The sequence below is a fragment of the Isoptericola sp. NPDC056578 genome (genome assembly GCF_042793275.1).
In the GTDB taxonomy this organism is placed as follows: domain Bacteria; phylum Actinomycetota; class Actinomycetes; order Actinomycetales; family Cellulomonadaceae; genus Isoptericola.
Map to the genome: position 1 here is coordinate 1 of NZ_JBHTVC010000049.1, position 19,134 is coordinate 19,134.

Consider the following 19,134-nt stretch of genomic DNA (forward strand, 5'->3'; position numbering starts at 1 on the left):
GTGGCGCACGTTCTGGACCGTCAGAACGTGCGCCACCGCATGGTCGGCGTCCGGGCGGATCAGCTCGTCGTGCAGGTGGCGGTCGGCGCGGCGGACGGCGCGCTCCCCGTCCCGATGAACCCGGCGGTCGCCGTGGCTCCCGCGGCGAGCGTGCGGTTCCAGGCGGCGTGGGTCACGTGGACCCCGTCGGCGTCCGCCGTCGCCTCGCCACCCCAGACCTGGGCGACCGTGACGCCCGTGGGCAGCGCGAACGCGACGTCCCAGCCGTCGACGGCGGCGTCGCCGGCCGTCACGACCACCTCGCCCTGCCAGCCGCCGGACCACGAGGCGACGACCCGCACCGTGGCGGTGCAGGCGTCGTCCGTGGGCGGGTCGGTCGGCGGGTCGGTGGGCGGGTCGGTCGGCGGGTCGGTCGGCTCGGTGCCGCCGCCGAACCACGACGCCTCGACGGCGGTCTCCCGCAGGCCGTCGGCGCCGTCGATGATCCGGGTGCCCCACGCGCTGGGGTTCGTGGCGTCGAAGCCGAGCACCATGTCGAGGTACGGGTCGGTGTTGCCGCTCCACGACCAGGCGAGCCAGCCCAGGTCGAGGCGCTCCGCCTCCGACAGCACCCAGTCCTCGTCGACGTCGGCGGAGGTCTGCTGCCAGCCGAACTCGCCGACGATGATCGGCAGCCCCGCGTCCACGAAGAACTCGAGGTAGTCCGTCACCGTCTGGTGCTGGTTGTACACGCTGTACATGTGGATCGAGAAGATCGTGTTGGCGTCGGGGTCGGAGGCGAACACGTCGGCGGCCGCGGGCCGCATGTAGTTCTTCCAGTCCTGGCCCCAGTTGGGCGCGTCGACGACGAGCGCGTGCTCGTACCCGATGTCGCGCAGCCGCACGATGGCGTCGGAGGTCGCGCTGCCCCAGGTCTCGTTGGTGGCGTCGTCGTTGCCCATCGGCTCGTTGCCGATGTTCACCACGACGAAGTCCTCGGTGCCCGCGAGCGTCGGGTACAGGTCCTCCCAGTAGTCGACCGCCTGGTCGAGGGTGGCGGCGGCGGGCGCGGACGTGTCGCCGTACCCGGTGGTGTCGTGCACCTCGAGGATGCAGACCAGCTGGTTCTCCTCGCACAGGTCGACGACGTCGGCGACGTCCTCCGGGCTGTTGCGGGTCCACTGGTCGCCGCTGGACAGGACGACCCGCACGCTGTTGGCCCCCGCGGCCTTGATGTCCGCGAACGACGCCGTCTGCTGGGTGTACCAGGTGTGCGCATGGTTGACGCCCCGGAGCACGAGGTCGGTGCCGTCGGCCTCGACGACGCGGCCGTCGGCGACGTGGATGCCGGGCGGGGTGTCGGCCCGGGCGTCGGCCGCGGTCGCGACGAACGTGGCCGCCGCGCCGGCCGCGAGCGCGGCCGCGGCGACCGCCGCCGGGACGACCTGCCGCGCCGCACGGCGGGTCGTCGTGCCGGGAGGAAGGGGTGGGTGGGGTGAGCGCTGCATGGCGGGACGTCCTCGTCTCTCGTGCGACTCGGCACGCGCTGCGCGTGCGGTCCCACCCTGGTCGAGGTGCCGGAGCCGGTCAGGCCGATGAAACGCTTAGGCCGAGCCTGCCGGGACGGTGCGGTCCCGGCAGGCTCGGCCTGTCGTGCCCGTCTCAGTCCTCGTTGGCCGCCGACGGCTTGGCGAGGCCCGCGGAGATGAGGTCCATCACCGACGAGTCGGCGAGCGTGGTCGCGTCGCCCACGGTGCGGTTCTCGGCGACGTCGCGCAGCAGGCGGCGCATGATCTTGCCGGACCGGGTCTTGGGCAGCTCCGGCACGACGAGGATGCGGCGCGGCTTGGCGATCGGACCGATCTCCTTGGCGACGTGGTTGCGCAGCTCCTGCTGCACCTCCTCGGCGCCCTCGGGGGTGGACGCGCGGTCGGCGTGCTCGCCGCGCAGGATCACGAACGCCACGACGGCCTGGCCGGTGGTCTCGTCGTTGGCGCCGACCACGGCGGCCTCGGCCACGACGTCGTGCGAGACGAGGGCGGACTCGATCTCCGTCGTCGACAGGCGGTGGCCGGAGACGTTCATGACGTCGTCCACGCGGCCGAGCAGCCAGATGTCGCCGTCCTCGTCCTTCTTCGCGCCGTCGCCGGCGAAGTACAGGCCCTCGAACCGCGACCAGTACGTGTCCTTGAAGCGCTGGAGGTCGCCCCAGATGCCGCGCAGCATGGACGGCCACGGCTCGGAGAGCACGAGGTACCCGCCGCCGCCGTCGGGCACGGAGCGCGCCTCGTCGTCCACGACGTCGGCCACGATGCCGGGCAGGGCCACCTGTGCCGAGCCGGGCTTGGTGGCGGTGACTCCGGGCAGCGGGCTGATCATGATCGCGCCCGTCTCGGTCTGCCACCAGGTGTCGACGATGGGTGCCGTGTCGCCGCCGATGACGCGGCGGTACCACATCCACGCCTCCGGGTTGATGGGCTCGCCCACCGAGCCGAGCACGCGCAGGCTCGACAGGTCGAAGCCGGCGGGGATGTCCTCGCCCCACTTCATGCAGGTGCGGATGGCGGTGGGTGCGGTGTAGAGGATCGAGACCTTGTACTTCTCGACGAGCTCCCACCAGCGGCCGCGGTGCGGGGTGTCCGGGGTGCCCTCGTAGATCACCTGGGTGGCGCCGTTGGTCAGCGGGCCGTACACGACGTACGAGTGCCCGGTGACCCAGCCGATGTCGGCGGTGCACCAGTAGACGTCGCTCTCGGCCCTGAGGTCGAAGACGTTCCTGTGCGTGTACGCCGCCTGCGTCAGGTAGCCGCCCGTGGTGTGCAGGATGCCCTTCGGCTTCCCCGTGGTGCCCGACGTGTACAGGATGAACAGCGGGTGCTCCGCGTCCACCTCGACCGGCTCGTGCACCGGGTCGGCCTGCTCCAGGGCGTCGTGCCACCAGACGTCGCGGCCGTCGGTCCACTCGACGTCCTGCTCGGTGCGGCGCACGACGAGCACGTGCTGGACGGTGGTCGCGGGCTCGCCGTCCTTGGGCGCGAGCGCCGCGTCGACGGCGGGCTTGAGGGCGGACGGCGCGCCGCGGCGGTAGCCGCCGTCGGCCGTGATGACCAGCTTCGCCTCGGCGTCGGCGATGCGGCTGCGCAGCGCGTCGGCGGAGAAGCCGCCGAAGACCACGGAGTGCGGGGCTCCGATGCGGGCGCACGCGAGCATCGCGACGACCGACTCGACGAGCATCGGCAGGTAGACGACGACACGGTCGCCCTTGGTGACTCCCAACGACGTGAGCGCGTTCGCGGCGCGGGAGACCTCGCGCTGGAGGTCCGCGTAGGTGACCGTGCGGGTGTCGCCCGGCTCGCCCTCGAAGTGGAGGGCGACCCGGTCGCCGAGCCCGGCCTCGACGTGCCGGTCCACCGCGTTGTACGCGGCGTTGAGCTTCCCGTCGGCGAACCACTTCGCGACCGGGGCCTCGGACCAGTCCAGCGTCTGGGTGAACGGCGTGGACCAGCTGACCAGCTCCCGTGCCTGGTCGGCCCAGAACCCGAGCCGGTCGGCCGCGGCCTCCTCGTACAGGGACGGCTGGGCGTTCGCCTGCGCCGCGAACGCGGGGCTGGGCGGGAACGCTCGCGTCTCGTGCAACAGGTTCTCGAGGCTGGGGGCGGTGGTCTCGTTCTCTGGCACGCTTACCTCCGGTGCGCATCGTCGCTGGTGCGTTCCCCGGCGAACGACGGCGCGTCGCGACCCCGGGGACGGCGGCGCCCCGCAGGGCCCGCCGTCGGGAGTCTAGACCTGGCGCGTGACCGGGGTCACGCCGTCCCACGGTTCGGCCGCACTCCTTGCAAAAAGGTCGCCGGATCGGTCGTGGCCCGCCTCGCCGGGTGCCCGGGTGGCGACGAAAAGCCGTGGGCCCGCCGCCGTCGCGCCTGGTAGACGTGCATCATGACGACCCCCGAGGTGACGTGGCCGCGACGGTCGGGCCCGATCGTGCTGCGCCCGCCGACGTCCGCCGACCTGGACCAGGTGCTCACGTGGCGCAACCGGCCCGACGTGACGCGCTGGCTGCTGCGTACGCAGGTGGACCCGGAGCGGTTCCGCGCGTCCTGGCTCGCGTCCGTGGACGACCCGACCGATCACGCGGCCGTCGCGGACCTGGACGGCGCCGTCGTCGGGACGGGGGCGCTGTCCGTGAGCGACGCCATGGGGCAGTCGCAGGGCGACGTCTGGCGCGGGGCCCAGGGGTCCCTCGGCTACCTGGTCGACCCGGCGTACGCCGGCCGCGGCGTCGCGACCGCGATCGCGGGCGGTCTGCTCGAGGTCGCGTTCGCCGAGCTGGGGCTGCACCGGGTCACGGCCGGCTGCTTCGCCGCCAACACGGCGTCGTGGCGCGTCATGGAGAAGGTGGGCATGCGGCGCGAGGAGCACGGCGTGCAGGACTCGTGGCACGACGAGCTGGGGTGGGTGGACGGCTACACCTACGGGATCCTCGCGGCGGAGTGGCGCGACCGGGACCGGTGAGCCGACACGAGGACGGCGCCCGGGAGACGTGTCGTCCGAGCGCCGCTCTCGCCAGCCCGGACGCGGGTAGCAGGCGCTTGGTCCGATCACTGGGCGGGGTCGTTCCCACCGAGTGGGTCCTCAACCGGGGACTTCCTTAGCGTGGGTCCCGCGTCCGGCTGTCTCCCTCCATGGAACGCCCGCCCGGGCGGTCCTGCAAGCGCTCAGGCGTGCCGACGCCGCCACCAGCGCCGGAGCAGCCAGGCGGCCACACCGGCGAGGACGACGCCGCCCGCGGCGAGGGCCACGGCGGGCGGACGGATCGCGGAGCGGAGGGCTACGGGGCGGGAGAACGTGAGCACGCCCCAGCCGTTCTCGGCGGCCACGCGGCGCAGCGTCTTGTCGGGGTTGACGGCGAAGCCGTGCCCGACGGCGCCCAGCATCGGCGCGTCCGTCACGGAGTCGGAGTAGGCGTAGCTGCGCTCGAGGTCGTAGCCGCGCCGGGCGGCGAGCTCGCGCACGGCCTCGGCCTTCTGCTCCCCGTAGGCGTAGAACTCGATCTCGCCGGTGTACCGGCCGTCCTCGACGGCCATGCGGGTGGCGACGACGTGGTCGGCCCCGAGCACGGTGGCGATCGGCTCGACGAGCTCCGTGCCGGAGGCGGACACGATGACGACGTCGTGCCCGAGCTCGTGGTGCTCGGCGATGAGCTCGACGGCCTCGGCGTAGACGTACGGGTCGATGAGCTCGTGCACCGTCTCGGCGACGATCTGCTGCACCTTGCTCACCTCCCAGCCCGTGGCGAGCTCGGACAGGTGCTTGCGCATCCGCTCCGTCTGGTCGGCGTCGGCGTTGCCGGCGTAGAAGAGGAGGTGCGCGTACGCGCTGCGCAGCACGTCGCCGCGCGTGATGAGGCCTCCGGCGTAGAACGGCTTGGAGAACGCGGCCGACGAGCTCGTCGCGATGATCGTCTTGTCGAGGTCGAAGAAGGCCGCGACGCGCGCCCGGGGTGTCGCCGGTGCCGCCTCGCGCGGTCCGGGTCGCTGGTCGGTCACGGGGCGAGCCTAGCCGTGCGGGTCGCCGCGTCGACCGGAATTCATGCACAACTCTTGTGCAGAAGCCTTGTGCACAAGAGTTGTGCATGGTTACTGTGCACGCATGGAACCGACGCCGGAGCGCCCGTACACCCACCTCGAGCTGACTGCCGAGGCCGCCAAGGTCCTCGCCCACCCGTTGCGCTCGCGGCTGCTCGGCGCGCTGCGGCGCGGGGGCCCGGCGTCGGCGACGGCGCTCGCGGCCGAGCTGTCCACCAACACCGGCGCCACCAGCTACCACCTCCGCAAGCTGGAGTCCGTCGGTCTCGTGACCGACACCGAGGAGGGGCGCGGCAAGGAGCGCCTCTGGCAGGCGGCCACGCAGAGCCACGGATGGCGAGACTCCGACTTCGGCGGCGACGAGGACGCGCAGACGGCGCTCGGCTGGCTGGTGCGCGACTATCACCGCCAGTTCGACACGAGCTACGCCCACTGGCTCGACGTCGCCGAGAGCTGGCCGAAGGAGTGGACCGACGTCGCCGGCATGACCGACACCTGGGTGGACGTCACGCCCGAGCAGGCGGCCGCGATGGCGGAGGAGCTCGAGGCCGTGGTCAACAGGTACCTGCGCGTCGGCACCGGCGACCCCCGCGCGCGGCGCCTGCACCTGTGGCGGTTCCTGTTCCCGCTCGACGCCGACGACGTGCCGGCCGCCGTCGACCGGGCCTCGGAGAGCAAGGACGAGTCATGAGCCCGCAGCGCGTCTTCCTCCTGCTCACCGCCACGCGGTGGTTCCCCGTCGGGCTGGTCGTCACCGTCACGACGCTGCTGCCGATCGAGCGCGGCCTCACCGTGGCCCAGACCCTCACCCTCGCCTCCGTGACGGGCCTCGTCGTGTTCGCGCTCGAGCTCCCGACCGGCGGCACCGCCGACGCGGTCGGGCGGAGGCCGATGCTCATCGCCTCCGCCGTGGTGCAGGTCCTGGCCGCCACCACGTTCCTGCTGGCGCAGTCGGTCTGGGCGTTCGTCGTCGCGGCCGCGCTCATGGGCATGTTCCGCGCGCTGGACTCCGGTCCGCTGGAGGCGTGGTTCGTCGACGCCGTGCACGCGAAGCACCCCGGGGCCGACGTCGACCGCACGCTCGCGCACCAGGGCACCGTGCTCGGGGTGTCGATCGCCCTCGGCGCGCTCGTGTCCGGCGGGCTCGTCTGGTGGCACCCGTTCACCGGGTGGTCGGCGCTCGCGCTCCCGTACGCGACGTACGCGGTGCTGGCGGTGGTGCACCTCGTGATGGTCGCGATGCTCGTGCGCGAGGCGCCGCGTCGCCCGGCGTCCGTCGGCACGGGCGCGGTGCCGGCGCGACGCCACCGCTGGCGCGCGGCGTTGCGGTCCACCGCCGCCTCCGCCCGGCAGATGCCCGCGGTCGTCGCCTCCGGACTGCGGCTCGCGCGCGACAACCGCGTGCTGCGCGGCCTGCTCCTGGTCGAGCTCTTCGCGGCGACGGCGATGGTCGTGTTCGAGTCCTTGCAGCCCATCCGGATGGCGGAGCTGCTCGGCGGCGAGGCGGCGGCGGGCGCCGTCATGGGCCCGGTCGCGTCGATCGGGTGGGGGGCCTTCGCCCTCGGCGCGGCCCTGTGCGGCCTCGCCAGCCGCCGGTTCGGGGTGGCCCGCACGGCGATGGCCGCCCGCGTGCTCAACGGCCTCGGCGCCGTGTGGATGGGACTGGCGGGCGGCCCCGCGATGCTGGTGGTCGCCTACCTCGTCACCTACGGGCTGCACGGCAGCTCGGGGCCGAGCTACAACGCCCTGCTGCACCGCGAGGCGCGCCGCGACAACCGCTCCACCGTGCTGTCCATGGCGTCGATGGTGGGGTTCGCGTCGTACGCCGTCGCGTCGCCCGCGCTGGGCTGGGTGGCGCAGAGCGGGTCGACGCCGCTCGGGATGATGCTGGGCGGCGCGTTCAGCGTGCTGGGTGTCCTGTGCTTCCTGCCGGCGCTGCGCGCCGAGCGGGAGCGGGGGCGTCGGGCCGACGACGTCGCGCCCGTCCAGGAGGACGCCGCCGCGGCCTGACGCGGCACGGAACGCGCCCCCAGGCGACCGCCGTCCACAGATCGTCGCCCGCGGCCCCGGCGGGTCCGCGGTGCGGACGAGCCTGGGGCGCATGGACGACGCACCCACCCGCACGCTGCCCCGGCCGCCGAGCACCGTGCCGACGGACCCCGGGCCGACGACCACCCGGCCGACGACCACCTGGCCGCCGCACGGGCCCGCGCCCTGGGCACCGGGGCGGGGGCGCCGCACGGTCGCCGTCGTCGGCGCGTGCGGAGGCGCCGGGGTGAGCACCCTGGCCGCGGCACTCGCCCAGGGGCTCCGGCGGGCGGGGGAGGGCGCGGTCCTCGTGGACCTCGACCTGCCGGGCCCCGGCGTCGACGTGCTGCTCGGCATCGAGGACGAGCCCGGGGCACGCTGGCCCGAGCTCGCCGCCGCCCGCGGGGACGTGGACGGGGTCGGGCTGGTCGCCGCGCTGCCCCGCTGGCGTGCGGTACCCGTGCTCTCCGGTGCACGGCTGAGCCCCGCCCGCCCCGACGACGCGGTGGTCGTGGACGTCTGCACCGGGGTGCTGCGCGGCGGCGAGACGGTGGTGCTCGACCTGCCCCGCCCCGCCGCGTGGACCGCGGCCGCGCGGATGCTCGTGACCACCGCCGACGCGGTGCTGCTCGTCGCTCCGTGCACCGCGCCCGGCGTCGCCGGCGCGCTGGCGACGTGGTCCGAGCTGGTCGAGCTCGGCGTGCGGGACCCGTGGCTCGTCGCGCGGCGGCCCGCACCCGGCCGCGTCGACGCGGCTGCCCTGGGCGACGCCGTCGGGCTCCCGGTGGCCGCGACCGTGCGCGCGGACCCCCGCCTCGCCGCCGCCGTCGACCGCGGCGACGGGCCGCCCGTCGGGAGGCGGACCCCGCTCGGTCGTGCCGCGGCCTCGCTCGTGACGGCGCTGGCAGGTGCGTCGTGACGGGACGAGCGCTCGTCGACCGCGACCTGCTCGACGACGTGCGGGCCCGTGTCGGCCCGTCCGGGACGGCGCTCGACGACGCCGCCGTGCGGGTGGCCCTCCAGGCCACCGGGCGCGTGTTCGGGTCGGCGGCGCTGACCGACCTCGCGCGCGCGGCCCGGGCCGAGCTCACCGGCGCCGGGCCGCTGCAGGAGCTGCTCGACGCGCCCGACGTCACCGACGTGCTCGTCAACGGGCCGCACGACGTCTGGGTGGACCGCGGCGACGGGCTCCGGCGGGTGGACATCGACCTCGGCACCCCCGACGCCGTGCGAGCACTCGCCGTGCGGATGGCGGCCGTCGCCGGGCAGCGCCTGGACGACGCCGCCCCGACCGTGGACGCGCGCATGCCCGACGGCACCCGGCTGCACGCCGTCGTGGAGCCGGTCGCCCCTGCCGGCGCGGTGATCGCGCTGCGGGTGCTGCGGCAGGCGGCGCACTCCGTGGAGACCCTGGTCGCCGGGGGCGGGCTGCCGCCGCGGTGGGAGGCCGTGCTGCACGCGCTCGTCACCGGCCGGGCCAACCTGCTCGTCACGGGCGGCACCGGCACCGGGAAGACCACGCTGCTCGCCGCGCTGCTCTCGCTGGTGCCGCCCGCCGAGCGGGTGCTCGTGGTCGAGGAGGCCCGCGAGCTCGCGCCCCGGCACCGGCACGTGGTGTCGCTCGCAGCCCGGCGCCCCAACGTCGAGGGCGTCGGGGAGGTCACCCTCACCGAGCTGGTGCGCGGCGCCCTGCGGATGCGGCCGGACCGGATCGTCGTCGGCGAGTGCCGCGGCGCCGAGGTCCGTGAGCTGCTCCTCGCCATGAACACCGGCCACGACGGCGGGATGGCGACGGTGCACGCCAACGCCGTCGAGCACGTCCCCGCGCGGCTGGAGGCGCTCGCGGCCCTGGCCGGGATGCCGCGGGACGCCGTGGCCGCGCAGGCGGCCGCCGCCCTCGACGTGGTGCTGCACCTGCGGCGGCGTGGCGGCCGTCGCCACCTGGCCGAGATCGGCCTGGTCGGGCGGGACGGCGACGGCCGGCTCACGGTCCGTCGTGCCGCCGAGTGGTCGCCGGGCGCGGACCCTCGGCCCGACGGCGCGTGGGAGGAGCTCGAGGGGCGGTGGTCGTCGTGACCGGGCTCGCCGCGGGGCTCGGGGCGGGCCCGCCGGCCGTCGGGCTCTGGGTGGCGCTCGCCGCGTGGCTGCTGCTGGGACGCGGCGGACGCCGCGCGGACCGCCTCGCGCGCCGCTCGGTCCCGCGTCGCCGCCGGTCGGGGGCGCTGCGGCGCCGCGGACGGGACGCGTCGACGGAGGCGGACGCGGTGCGGGTCGCCGTCGCACAGGTGATGGCGCTGCTGCGGTCCGGGGCGCCGCCCGCGGCGGCCTGGTCGCGCGCGCTCGCGGTGCCCGTCGACGCCACCGGTGTGCCTGACCTGGCGGCCCTGGCGCCCGTGGTCGGCGGGGCGGGGCATGCCCGGTCGGTGGTGGCCGCGGCGGTGCTGTCCCGTGACGTGGGGGCCCCGCTCGCGTCGGTGCTCGACGCCGTGTCCGGGGCGCTGGTGGCCGAGGCGGAGGCCCGCGGGGAGCGGGAGGCGTCGTTGGCCGGGCCGCGCGCCACCGCGCGCGTGCTGATGTGGCTGCCGCTGCTGGGAGCGGCGCTCGGCTGGGTGCTCGGCGCCGACCCGCTGGCGACGGCGTTCGACGGCGGGGTCGGATCCGTCGCGGTGTGCCTGGGGCTCCTGCTGCTCGCGGCCGGGTGGGTGTGGACCCGCCGGCTGGTCGCGGCCGCCCGGGCTGCGGGGGAGGGGGCGACATGACCGAGATCCCGGCCGGGCCCGGCGCGCTCACGCTCGCGGCGGCCGCATGGACGGTCGCGGCGGCCGTGCTGCTCGCGCTCCTGCCCTGGTGGCTGGCGCGCGGTGCCGCCGACAGGCGGGTGGCGTGCCTGGCCCTGGACGGTCGCGCGCCCACCCACGCCGACGGGCGCGTTGCGGATCCCGTGGACGTGCCCGTCGTGCTGGAGCTCCTCGGTGCCGCCCTGCGCGCGGGAGCCGGGGTGCCCCGCGCCCTCGAGGCGACGGGCGCGGCACTCGACGGCGCGTCGTGGTCGGGGGCGTCCGGCTCGAGGTCGCCCGACGGCGTGGCCCTGCGCGCGGCGGCGGACGCGCTACGGCTCGGCGCCGACTGGGAGGGCGCGTGGCGCGACGCCCCGGACCGGCTCGGCCCGGCGCACCGGGCGCTGCGCGGGGCCTGGACCGACGGTGCGTCCCCGTCCGGCGCGCTGCGGGCCGCGGGCGAGGAGCTGCTGCGTGCGCGGCGTGCGGCCGCGCGCACGGCGGCGGCGCGCCTGGCCGTGCGGCTCGTGCTGCCGCTCGGCGCGTGCTACCTGCCCGCGTTCGTGCTGATCGGCCTCGTGCCCGTGCTGCTCGCGCTGGGCGTCGACCTGTTGTCCGGGTGACCGTGCCCGGCCCACGACGACCCGGGCGCCGCCCGGGTCCGCCGCGCCCGCCCGGCCGGGTGGACGCGGCACGACCGGCCCGGACCGTCCGGGCCAGGTCGCGCGAAGGACACCGCAAGGAACACCCACGAGAGGAACACGGAGGAGCCATGACGAACGAGGACGACGGCCGCGTGGCGGCCGAGGGCGAGCAGGGGCCGGGGACGGCGCCGGAGGTCGGCGCGACCGGCGGCCGGGGCCGGGGGGCGGAGGCGGCGCCTGCCCACCCGGATCCGGAGGCGGGGCTGGCCACCGCGGAGTACGCCGTCGCCACCGTGGCGGCGGTCGGGTTCGCCGGCCTGCTCATCGCGGTGCTCAAGAGCGATACCGTCCGCGGCCTGCTGGAGAACATCATCAGCTCGGCGCTGTCCGTCTGATGCGCCCGCACCGCAGCAGAAGGGGACGCCCGGCGCGTGCCCACGGGGGACGGCCGCCGGGAGTCGACGGCGAGCGGGGTGCGGTGACGGCCGAGCTCGCCGTCGGCCTGCCGGTGGTGGTCCTCCTGCTGGTCGCGGTGCTCAGCCTCGCGGCCGCGTCCACGGCGCAGATGCGCGCCCTGGACGCGGCCCGGGCCGGGGCACGCGCCTACGCCATCGGGGAGGACGACGCGGCGGCCCGGCACGCCGTCGCGCAGGTCGGCGGCGACGACGCCGAGCTGGCCGTCACGCGCGACGGCACGTGGGTGCGCGTCTCCGTGACGCGGCCGGTCGTGGGCGGCTGGTTCGCCGGAGCGCCCGTACGGGCGTCCGGCGACGCGACGGCGTGGGTCGAGCCGTGAGCGCCGCGGGCGACGCGACGCGCGAGGGCAGGTCGCGCGGCGGCAGGACGCGCGAATCCAGGGCGGAGCAGGACGGGACGTCCGCGAGCCGGGAGCGCGGCGCGGGGACCGTCGTCGTGCTCGCTCTGACGGCGGTGGTCGTGCTGCTCGCGCTGGCCGTCGGCGCGCTGGGGGCCGCGCAGCGGGCGCGAGGTGCGGCCCAGGCCGCCGCGGACCTGGGTGCGCTCGCCGCCGCGACCGCGTGGCGGCAGGGTGCCGACCCCTGCGCGACGGCCGCCGAGGCCGTGCACCGCAACGGCGGGCAGGTGGTGGCGTGCGTCCCGGAGGACGGCGGCACGGTCGGCGTCCGGGCGTCGCGTGCCGCCCTCGGCCCGGACGTCGGGCCGTGGGCGGGGTCGCTCGGCGACGCCACCGCGCACGCCCGCGCCGGGCCGAGGCCCGGCGCGTCACCCGGCCGCGAGCCGTCGGCCGGGACCGAGCCGGCACCTCAGCCTGGGGCATCGCCGTGAGGCGTGCCGGGACCGAGGTGCGGCCGGGGCCGGGATCAGGAGGGGTTGACGTTGAACAGCGCGGCGCGCTCGCTGATCTTGCGGGCGCGGGCCAGGCGGGGCTTGTCCGAGCCGTCGCGGATCACGGAGCCGGACGCCTCGAAGTCGGCCAGGAAGTCGATCGCCCATGCGACGTCCGCGCTGGACGGGCTGAAGGACTCGTTGATGACGGCCGGCGTCTCCAGGTCCAGGCAGAGCTTGCCGGTGAGGCCGAGGGCCACGCCGTCCGCCGACTGCTCGCGCAGCAGCGAGTGGCTGGTGCCGACGGTGGGGCCGTCGATCGGGCCGGGCAGCCCGCCGATCCGGCTGGCGGTGACGAGGCGCGAGCGCGGGTAGGCCATCGCGAGGGACTCGTTGGCGGTGCCCGTGTCCCGGCGGTAGTCCCCGGAGCCGAACGCCAGGCGGAAGGCCCCGGGGGCGCGCGCGATGCTCACGGCGTCCTCGATGCCCAGCGCGGACTCGACCAGCGGGATCACCGGCACGCTGCCGCCGAGCCGCTGGGCCGTGTCGATCACCTGGTCGGGCGACTCGGTCTTGGCGAGCATGACGCCGCGCAGGCCCTTCGAGTCCCACAGGGCGCGGACGTCGTCCGCCCACGCCTGCGAGCCGCGCTCGTTGATACGCACCCAGGCGCGGCCGCCCGCGGAGAACCAGTCGAGCACCTTCTGACGGGCCTCGTCCTTGCGGCTGTCGTCGACCGCGTCCTCGCAGTCGAGGATCACCTGGTCGGCGCGGGAGAGCTGGGCGGCGTCGAACATGTCGTCGCGCAGTGCCGACAGCAGCAGCCACGAGCGGGAGTTGGCTGGGTCGACGCGCGTGTCCTCGCGGGAACGGCGGCGTTCGGCGAGGTCGATCTCGGTAGTCACCTCACGATGGTAGGTTCCGCCGGCGCGTGGCTCAGCACGGCATCCAACAAGCGCACGGCCGCGGACTTGTCGAGGGGCGCGTTGTCGCTGCCGCACTTGGGCGACTGGACGCACGCCGGGCACCCCTCCGCGCAGGCGCACGCGGCGATCGCGTCGCGGGTGGCGCGCAGCCAGCGCGCGCCCAGCTCGTACCCGCGCTCGGCGAAGCCGGCGCCGCCCGGGTACGCGTCGTACACGAAGACCGTGGCCTCCCCGGTGTCGGGGTGCACCTCCGTCGAGACGCCGCCCAGGTCCCACCGGTCGCACGTCGCCAGCAGCGGCAGCAGGCCGATCGACGCGTGCTCGGCCGCGTGCAGCGCGCCCGGCGTCTCGTCCGCGGAGATCCCCGCGGCGCGCAGCACGAAGTCCGGCACCGACCACCAGACGGCGGTCGTGGCCAGCGTGCGCGACGGCAGGTCGAGCGCCTCCGTGCCGAGCACCTGCATGTCGGGCAGCCGGCGGCGCTGGAAGCTCACCACCTGGCTCGTCACCTCCACCGGGCCGAGGCCCCACCGCACGGGGCCCCAGTCGCGGCCCTCGACCGGCCGGTGCCCCTCCTCGTCGATCGCGATCTCCATGACCTCGTGCGACCAGGTGCCGTGCTCCACGTCCTTGCGCACCACGAGCGCCACGTGCTCGGCGAGATCCAGATGATCCACGACGAACGTCGCGCCCTGGTGCACGTACACCGCGCCGTCGTGCACCTGCCCGTCCGCCGACCCGGCGTCCACGGTGCCGAGCAGCCGCCCCGTCGTCGCCTCGACCACGCGCACGGGCCGCCCGCCCGTCCCGCGCAGGTCGGCCATCGCCGACGCGGGCTGCGCGTGCGTCCAGTACCAGCCGGAGGGGCGGCGCCGCAGCGCGCCGCGGGCGACGAGCACGTCGAGCACCTCGCGCACCGCCACCGGGTCCCCGAAGGCGGCGAGGTCGTCGGCGCGCAGCGGCACCTCCTGCGCGGCGGCGCACAGCTGCGGCGCCAGGACGTGCGGGTTGGCCGGGTCGAAGACGGTGGCCTCGAGCGCGGCGTCGAACACCGCCTCGGGGTGGGTCACGAGGTACGTGTCCAGCGGGTCCTCGCGCGCGACGAACGCGACCAGGCCCTCGGCGCCGGCTCGCCCGGCGCGCCCCGCCTGCTGCCAGAGGGACACGCGGGTGCCCGGCCAGCCCGCGACGAGCACGGCGTCGAGCCCCGAGATGTCGACGCCCAGCTCGAGCGCGTTGGTCGTGGCCAGCCCGCGCAGCTCGCCGGTGCGCAGTGCCTCCTCCAGCTCGCGGCGCTCCTCCGGGAGGTACCCGCCGCGGTAGCTCGCGACCCGTGCCTCCAGTCCCGCGGCCACCGGTCGCAGGTGGTCACGCGCCTGCTGCGCCACCGACTCCGCCCCCCGCCGCGACCGGGTGAACGCGAGCGTGCGCGCGCCGTGCGCCGTGAGGTCGGCGAGCAGGTCGGCCGTCTCGGCGGTGGCCGAGCGGCGCGGGTGCTCCGCGGCACCGCGGGTCGTGAGCACGGCCTCCGCCTCGTGCTCGGAGTGGGTCGGGTCGAGCGGGTCGGGCAGCGCCCACGGGTCGTCGTCGTGCGACGGCGCCTCGCCCGTGGCCCGCGACCGTTCGAACCCCGCCACCTCCGGAGGCTGCCACAGCGCGAACGTGCGCCGCCCCGCCGGCGACGCGTCCGCCGTGACCGCGACGACGTCCTCGGGCGCCACCCCCACCAGCCGCGCCGTGCTCGCCGCGGGCTCCGCCGTCGTCGCGCTCGCCACCACGAACACGGGCGACCTGTCGGGCCGAGGGTCGGCGCCGGCGAGCGGCGCGTCCGGCCCGTCCGCGGCCGCCTGGTGGTCGGACGCCGCGCCCACCCCGGCGAGCTGGGTGTCCGACAGGGGGCGGTAGTGGGCCGCCAGCCGGGTGAGCCGACGCAGCACCAGCGACACGTGCGCCCCGAAGACGCCGCGGTACGCGTGCCCCTCGTCGACGACGACGTACCGGAGCCCGCGCAGCAGCCGCGCCCACCGCCGGTGGCCGGGCAGCAGCGAGAAGTGCAGGAAGTCGGGGTTGGTGAGCACGACGTCGGCGTGCTCGGTCACCCAACGACGCTCCTCCGTGGGGGTGTCGCCGTCGCAGGTCGCCACGCGGGGGCGCGTCCCGGGCATCCCCGCGACCAGCCGCTCCAGGCCCGCGAGCTGGTCGGCCGCCAGCGCCTTGGTGGGGGAGAGGTAGAGCACGGTGGCGGGCTCGGCCCCGCGCACCGCCGTGAGCGCGGGCAGCCAGAAGGCGAGGGACTTGCCCGAGCCGGTCGACGTCGCGAGCGCGACGTGCCGCCCGGACCGGGCGGCGTCGGCGGCCTCGACCTGGTGCGCCCAGGGGCGGTCGACACCGAGCGTGCGGTAGCCGGCGACCACGCCCGGGTCCGCCCAGGCCGGCCAGTCCGACGTCACCCCGGCGCGCGCGGGGAAGGTGCGCACGTGCGTGAGCCGGTCCGCCCGCGCGCCGTGCGCGGTGAGCACGTCGAGCAGCGGGTGCTGCTCGGGCTCGAGGTCGGGGGCGGCGGGCACGGGCGACAGTCTCGCACCGCGCGCAGGGCGCGCGGTCGTGCCGACGGACGCACGGCAGGAGGGTGAAGTTTGTCCCGACATCAGGCTGAAATCATGCGAAAGACGCATTTCCCCGACGGATCGACCCTAGGATCTTTCGGCTGCAGGCCGCTCCGTCTCCCGGGGCCCGGCCGCACCCCCGACTCCGACGAAGGACCCCTTCATGCGCCATGCCACCGTCGCGGCGACCGCCGCCGCCCTCCTCCTGATCTCCGCCGGGCCGGCTGCCGCCGGCGGCTCCGACGACGAGCCGCCCTACCAGGTCACGGCGGACGGGCTCACCCTGCCCGCGGGCGACGCCTTCCGCGACGGCGGGCACGTCAACATCCGGTACACGACGCCAGGGGCGGGACAGCAGGGCGCCGGCATCCACTTCGAGACCCTCAACCAGAGGCCCTCGGGGGCGTACGTCGGGAAGCAGTTCCTGCCGTGGTCCGCGGTGCTCGGCGAGGTCCCCGCCGAGCTGTGCATCACCTGGGTCCAGGTCGAGGGCTACAACGAGCACTTCGGCGAGGGTGGGCAGGAGCCGGTGTGCACACCGGCCACCGGGTCGGTCCCCGAGCCGTCCGAGGCCCCCGAGCCCTCGACGCCCCCGGCGACGGGGACGCCGTCCACGCCCGACGTCGAGACACCCGCGCCCGAGACCCCGTCCCCGGTCACGCCCCCGCGGGAGGACACGACCGAGGAGCCGGCCGTCCCCGGCGGCGAGCCCGAGACGCCGGGCGCCGCGTCCGATGACGACACGCAGCCCGCGCCCGCGGACGAGCCCTCGGCGTCACGCCCCCAGGCGACGGGGTCGTCGCACGACGTCGCGGGCGGCGCGCTGCCGCTGGTCGACGCCGACGCCCCGGAGCAGGCGGTCGCGCTGGCGGGGGACCAGGCCGACGGGACGACGGACGCCGTCGCGCAGCTGCCGCGCACGGGCGCGACCGTGGCAGGGCTGGTCGTCGCCGCGGCCGCGCTGCTCGGCGCGGGGGCCGCACTGCTGCTCGTGCGCCGTCGCCGCCGCGCCTGAGGCGCAGTTCGGGCATGTCAGCCCATGGGCGAAGCGTGCGGTAGTGGCGTGATGTCGCCGTTTGACCCGGGATGGCGTCCGCATCCGGTGAAGAGGGCGTGAGCATTCCCGAACGGGTTTTGTTATCCGATCGTGACATCGTTCCCTGGTACGCATGCCTCGATCCACCCCCCGTCGTTCCGTCGTGGCCGCAGTCGCCGGCGCGCTCGTCACCTCCGCCATGGTGGTGCCGGCCGCGGCCGCTGCGAGCCCCGCCTCCGCGGCCCCCGCGTCCGCCGTCACGCAGTCCGTGCGCACCGCCGCCGGCGGTGGCGGCGTCCGCTGGGTGAAGTGGAACAAGGCCCCCCTGACGAAGACCCCGTCCAGCAGGTCCCGGACCGTCGCCCGGCCCGACGACGGCACGCGGCTTCGCGTCCTCGACCGCGGCACACACCGCCTCCAGGTGCGCACGCCCGCCGGCAAGGTCGGCTGGGTGTCCAAGAAGGCCGTCACGGCGACCAAGCTCAAGGACGTGTCCGGCACCCGCTACACCAAGGGGAAGGTCACGCTGACCAAGGACATCGGCTCGCGCTCGACGAAGGTCACCAAGGCGCGCCTCGGTACCAAGGTCACCGTCCTGGCCCGCACCACCGGCCGCGACACCAACCGTGTCAAGGTGCGCGTGCCCGGCGGCAGGACGGGCTGGATCTCCACCAGCCGCATCACGAAGCGCAACGTGTGGGGCCAGCTCGCGCGCTGCGAGTCGGGTGGCAACCCGCGCACCAACACGGGCAACGGGTTCTACGGCATGTACCAGTTCACCGGCCGCACCTGGCACGCCGTCGGCGGCAAGGGCCTGCCGCACCGCCACGGCAAGTCCGAGCAGACCAAGCGCGCGCAGATCCTGCAGGACCGCGCCGGCTGGGGGCAGTGGCCGCACTGCACCCGCAAGCTCGGCCTGCGCTGACGGCCCTCACCGCGACGGGGGGTCAGCCGGCGAGGACCGCCTGCATCGCGCGGGACAGGTACCAGGGGTCGACGACGGCGGTGAGCTCGCGCGCCGAGTGCATCGACAGGATGGCGGCGCCGACGTCGACGACACGGATGCCGAGGCGCGTCGCGGTGATCGGCCCGGTCGTGGAGCCGCAGGGCACCGTGTTGTTCGAGACGAACTCCTGGCTGGGCACCCCGGCCGTGGCGCACGCGGCCTGCCAGCGGGCGGCCCCGTGCGCGTCCGTCGCGTAGCGCTGGTTGGCGTTGATCTTGAGGATCGGGCCGCCGCCCGCGTGCGGGTGGTTCGCCGGGTCGTGCCGCTCCGGGTAGTTCGGGTGCACCGCGTGGCCGACGTCGGACGACACGCACAGCGACGCCGCGAACGCCCGTGCCCGCTCGTCCTCCGAGGCGCCCAGCCCGGCCGACACGCGCCGCAGCACGTCCTCCAGGAACGGGCCGGCCGCGCCCGAGCGCGAGCCCGAGCCGATCTCCTCGTGGTCGAACGCCGCGACGATGCCGATCCCCGTGAGGTCCTCCGGCGCGACGCCGAGCAGCGCCGTGATCGCCGCGTGCGTCGAGAGCTGGTTGTCCAGGCGGGGCGACGCCCACAGCGCCTCGCCGATGCCGAACGCGCGCGGGGGCTGCGTCTCGGCCAGGACGACGTCGTAGCCGAGCACGTCGGACGCGGCGATGCTCGCGTCGGCCGCGGCGGCGAGCTCCGCCAGCACGTCGGCCTGCGACACGTCGCCGAGCCCGACGACGGGCTGCGTGTGCCGCTGCTTGTCGAGCGTCAGCCCCTCGTTCGCGGAGCGGTCCAGGTGGATCGCGAGCTGCGGGATGCGCGCGATCGGTCCGGTGCGCACCAGGTGCTCCGTGCCGTCGGAGGTGACGAGGCGGCCGGCGAGCTCCACCTCGCGGTCCAGCCACGAGTTGAGCAGCGGGCCGCCGTACACCTCGACGCCGGCCTGCACCCAGCCGTCGCGGCCGGTGGTCGGCTTCGGCTTGAGCTTGAACCCGGTGGAGTCGGTGTGCGTCCCGAGGATGGTGAACGACGTCGTCGCGCCCGCGGTCGGCGGCACCGCGACGGCGATCGCCGAGCCGTCGCGGACGACGACGTAGCGCCCGCCCGGCACGACGTCCCACGCGGACGTCTCGTCCAGCCGGACGTAGCCGGCGGCCTCCGCGCGGCGGGCCACCTCCTGCGCGGCGTGGTACGACGACGGCGAGGCGGAGACGAACGCCCCCAGGTCCTCGGTGTGGGCGCGGGCGGCTGCGGGGACGACGTCGGGCATGACCG

At 75.9% G+C, this 19,134-nt stretch carries 18 protein-coding genes; 12 read left to right on the plus strand and 6 right to left on the minus strand.

All coding sequences use genetic code 11. The features are described from left to right. Positions 1–59: 59 nt before the first annotated feature. Both ACFQ80_RS16905 and acs read right to left on the minus strand, forming a co-directional pair. On the minus strand, positions 60–1,487 hold the full coding sequence (locus tag ACFQ80_RS16905; protein ID WP_430564447.1) for a cellulase family glycosylhydrolase: 1,428 nt from the start codon (positions 1,485–1,487) through the stop codon (positions 60–62). A 154-nt stretch (positions 1,488–1,641) separates the two neighbouring features. Next, entirely contained in the window at positions 1,642–3,657 is a 2,016-nt protein-coding gene (gene acs, locus ACFQ80_RS16910) for an acetate--CoA ligase (protein ID WP_430564448.1), read from the minus strand. A gap of 258 nt (positions 3,658–3,915) precedes the next feature. Here acs and ACFQ80_RS16915 point away from each other — a divergent pair, with 258 nt between their 5' ends. Continuing rightward, a complete protein-coding gene (locus ACFQ80_RS16915) occupies positions 3,916–4,491 on the plus strand; it encodes a GNAT family N-acetyltransferase (protein ID WP_430564449.1) in 576 nt (191 codons plus the stop codon). A 203-nt stretch (positions 4,492–4,694) separates the two neighbouring features. On the opposite strand, the gene ACFQ80_RS16920 is transcribed toward ACFQ80_RS16915, so the two are convergent. Then, positions 4,695–5,525 carry an HAD family hydrolase gene (locus ACFQ80_RS16920; protein WP_430552375.1) on the minus strand — a complete coding sequence of 277 codons (831 nt, stop codon included), beginning with the start codon at positions 5,523–5,525 and terminating at the stop codon, positions 4,695–4,697. Positions 5,526–5,628: 103 nt separating this feature from the next. On the opposite strand from ACFQ80_RS16920, the gene ACFQ80_RS16925 reads away from it, so the two are divergent. The 9 genes from ACFQ80_RS16925 (at position 5,629) to ACFQ80_RS16965 (ending at position 12,318) form a co-directional block, all read left to right on the plus strand. Further along, positions 5,629–6,255, plus strand: coding sequence for a winged helix-turn-helix domain-containing protein (locus tag ACFQ80_RS16925; RefSeq protein ID WP_430564450.1), 627 nt, complete (start codon positions 5,629–5,631; stop codon positions 6,253–6,255). Beyond that, positions 6,252–7,574, plus strand: a complete 1,323-nt coding sequence (locus ACFQ80_RS16930) for an MFS transporter (RefSeq protein WP_430564451.1) — start codon at positions 6,252–6,254, stop codon at positions 7,572–7,574. The genes ACFQ80_RS16925 and ACFQ80_RS16930 overlap by 4 nt, the downstream gene beginning before the upstream one ends. Positions 7,575–7,665: 91 nt before the next feature. Beyond that, positions 7,666–8,511, plus strand: a complete 846-nt coding sequence (gene ssd / locus ACFQ80_RS16935) for a septum site-determining protein Ssd (RefSeq protein WP_430564452.1) — start codon at positions 7,666–7,668, stop codon at positions 8,509–8,511. Beyond that, positions 8,508–9,668, plus strand: coding sequence for a TadA family conjugal transfer-associated ATPase (locus ACFQ80_RS16940; RefSeq protein WP_430564453.1), 1,161 nt, complete (start codon positions 8,508–8,510; stop codon positions 9,666–9,668). The genes ssd and ACFQ80_RS16940 overlap by 4 nt, the downstream gene beginning before the upstream one ends. Beyond that, positions 9,656–10,351, plus strand: a complete 696-nt coding sequence (locus ACFQ80_RS16945; protein ID WP_430564454.1) for a type II secretion system F family protein — start codon at positions 9,656–9,658, stop codon at positions 10,349–10,351. Before ACFQ80_RS16940 ends, ACFQ80_RS16945 begins: the two co-directional genes overlap by 13 nt. After that, complete coding sequence (locus ACFQ80_RS16950; protein WP_430564455.1) at positions 10,348–10,992, plus strand: type II secretion system F family protein; 645 nt, start codon at positions 10,348–10,350, stop codon at positions 10,990–10,992. The genes ACFQ80_RS16945 and ACFQ80_RS16950 overlap by 4 nt, the downstream gene beginning before the upstream one ends. Positions 10,993–11,141: 149 nt before the next feature. Then, the gene (locus ACFQ80_RS16955; protein ID WP_430564456.1) at positions 11,142–11,408 is read left to right on the plus strand and encodes a DUF4244 domain-containing protein; all 267 of its coding nucleotides are present in this window, start codon (positions 11,142–11,144) and stop codon (positions 11,406–11,408) included. An 83-nt stretch (positions 11,409–11,491) separates the two neighbouring features. Continuing rightward, on the plus strand, positions 11,492–11,809 hold the full coding sequence (locus tag ACFQ80_RS16960) for a TadE family type IV pilus minor pilin (RefSeq protein WP_430552383.1): 318 nt from the start codon (positions 11,492–11,494) through the stop codon (positions 11,807–11,809). Further along, positions 11,806–12,318: an Rv3654c family TadE-like protein gene (locus tag ACFQ80_RS16965; protein WP_430564457.1), complete on the plus strand. Its 513-nt coding sequence runs from the start codon at positions 11,806–11,808 to the stop codon at positions 12,316–12,318. Before ACFQ80_RS16960 ends, ACFQ80_RS16965 begins: the two co-directional genes overlap by 4 nt. Positions 12,319–12,353: 35 nt before the next feature. On the opposite strand, the gene ACFQ80_RS16970 is transcribed toward ACFQ80_RS16965, so the two are convergent. Further along, complete coding sequence (locus tag ACFQ80_RS16970; RefSeq protein WP_429765942.1) at positions 12,354–13,223, minus strand: HpcH/HpaI aldolase/citrate lyase family protein; 870 nt, start codon at positions 13,221–13,223, stop codon at positions 12,354–12,356. Then, positions 13,220–15,811 carry a DEAD/DEAH box helicase gene (locus ACFQ80_RS16975; RefSeq protein ID WP_430564458.1) on the minus strand — a complete coding sequence of 864 codons (2,592 nt, stop codon included), beginning with the start codon at positions 15,809–15,811 and terminating at the stop codon, positions 13,220–13,222. Before ACFQ80_RS16975 ends, ACFQ80_RS16970 begins: the two co-directional genes overlap by 4 nt. Positions 15,812–16,013: 202 nt before the next feature. Between ACFQ80_RS16975 and ACFQ80_RS16980 the strand changes: the two genes are divergently transcribed. Next, a complete protein-coding gene (locus tag ACFQ80_RS16980) occupies positions 16,014–16,865 on the plus strand; it encodes an LPXTG cell wall anchor domain-containing protein (RefSeq protein WP_430564459.1) in 852 nt (283 codons plus the stop codon). A 154-nt stretch (positions 16,866–17,019) separates the two neighbouring features. Then, positions 17,020–17,811, plus strand: coding sequence for a transglycosylase family protein (locus ACFQ80_RS16985; RefSeq protein WP_430564460.1), 792 nt, complete (start codon positions 17,020–17,022; stop codon positions 17,809–17,811). Between the two features lie 22 nt (positions 17,812–17,833). Here the strand turns inward: ACFQ80_RS16985 and ACFQ80_RS16990 are convergent, their stop codons facing one another. After that, positions 17,834–19,129 (minus strand): M18 family aminopeptidase, encoded by a 1,296-nt coding sequence (locus tag ACFQ80_RS16990; RefSeq protein ID WP_430564461.1) that lies wholly within the window; start codon positions 19,127–19,129, stop codon positions 17,834–17,836. Between the last annotated feature and the right edge of the window lie 5 nt (positions 19,130–19,134).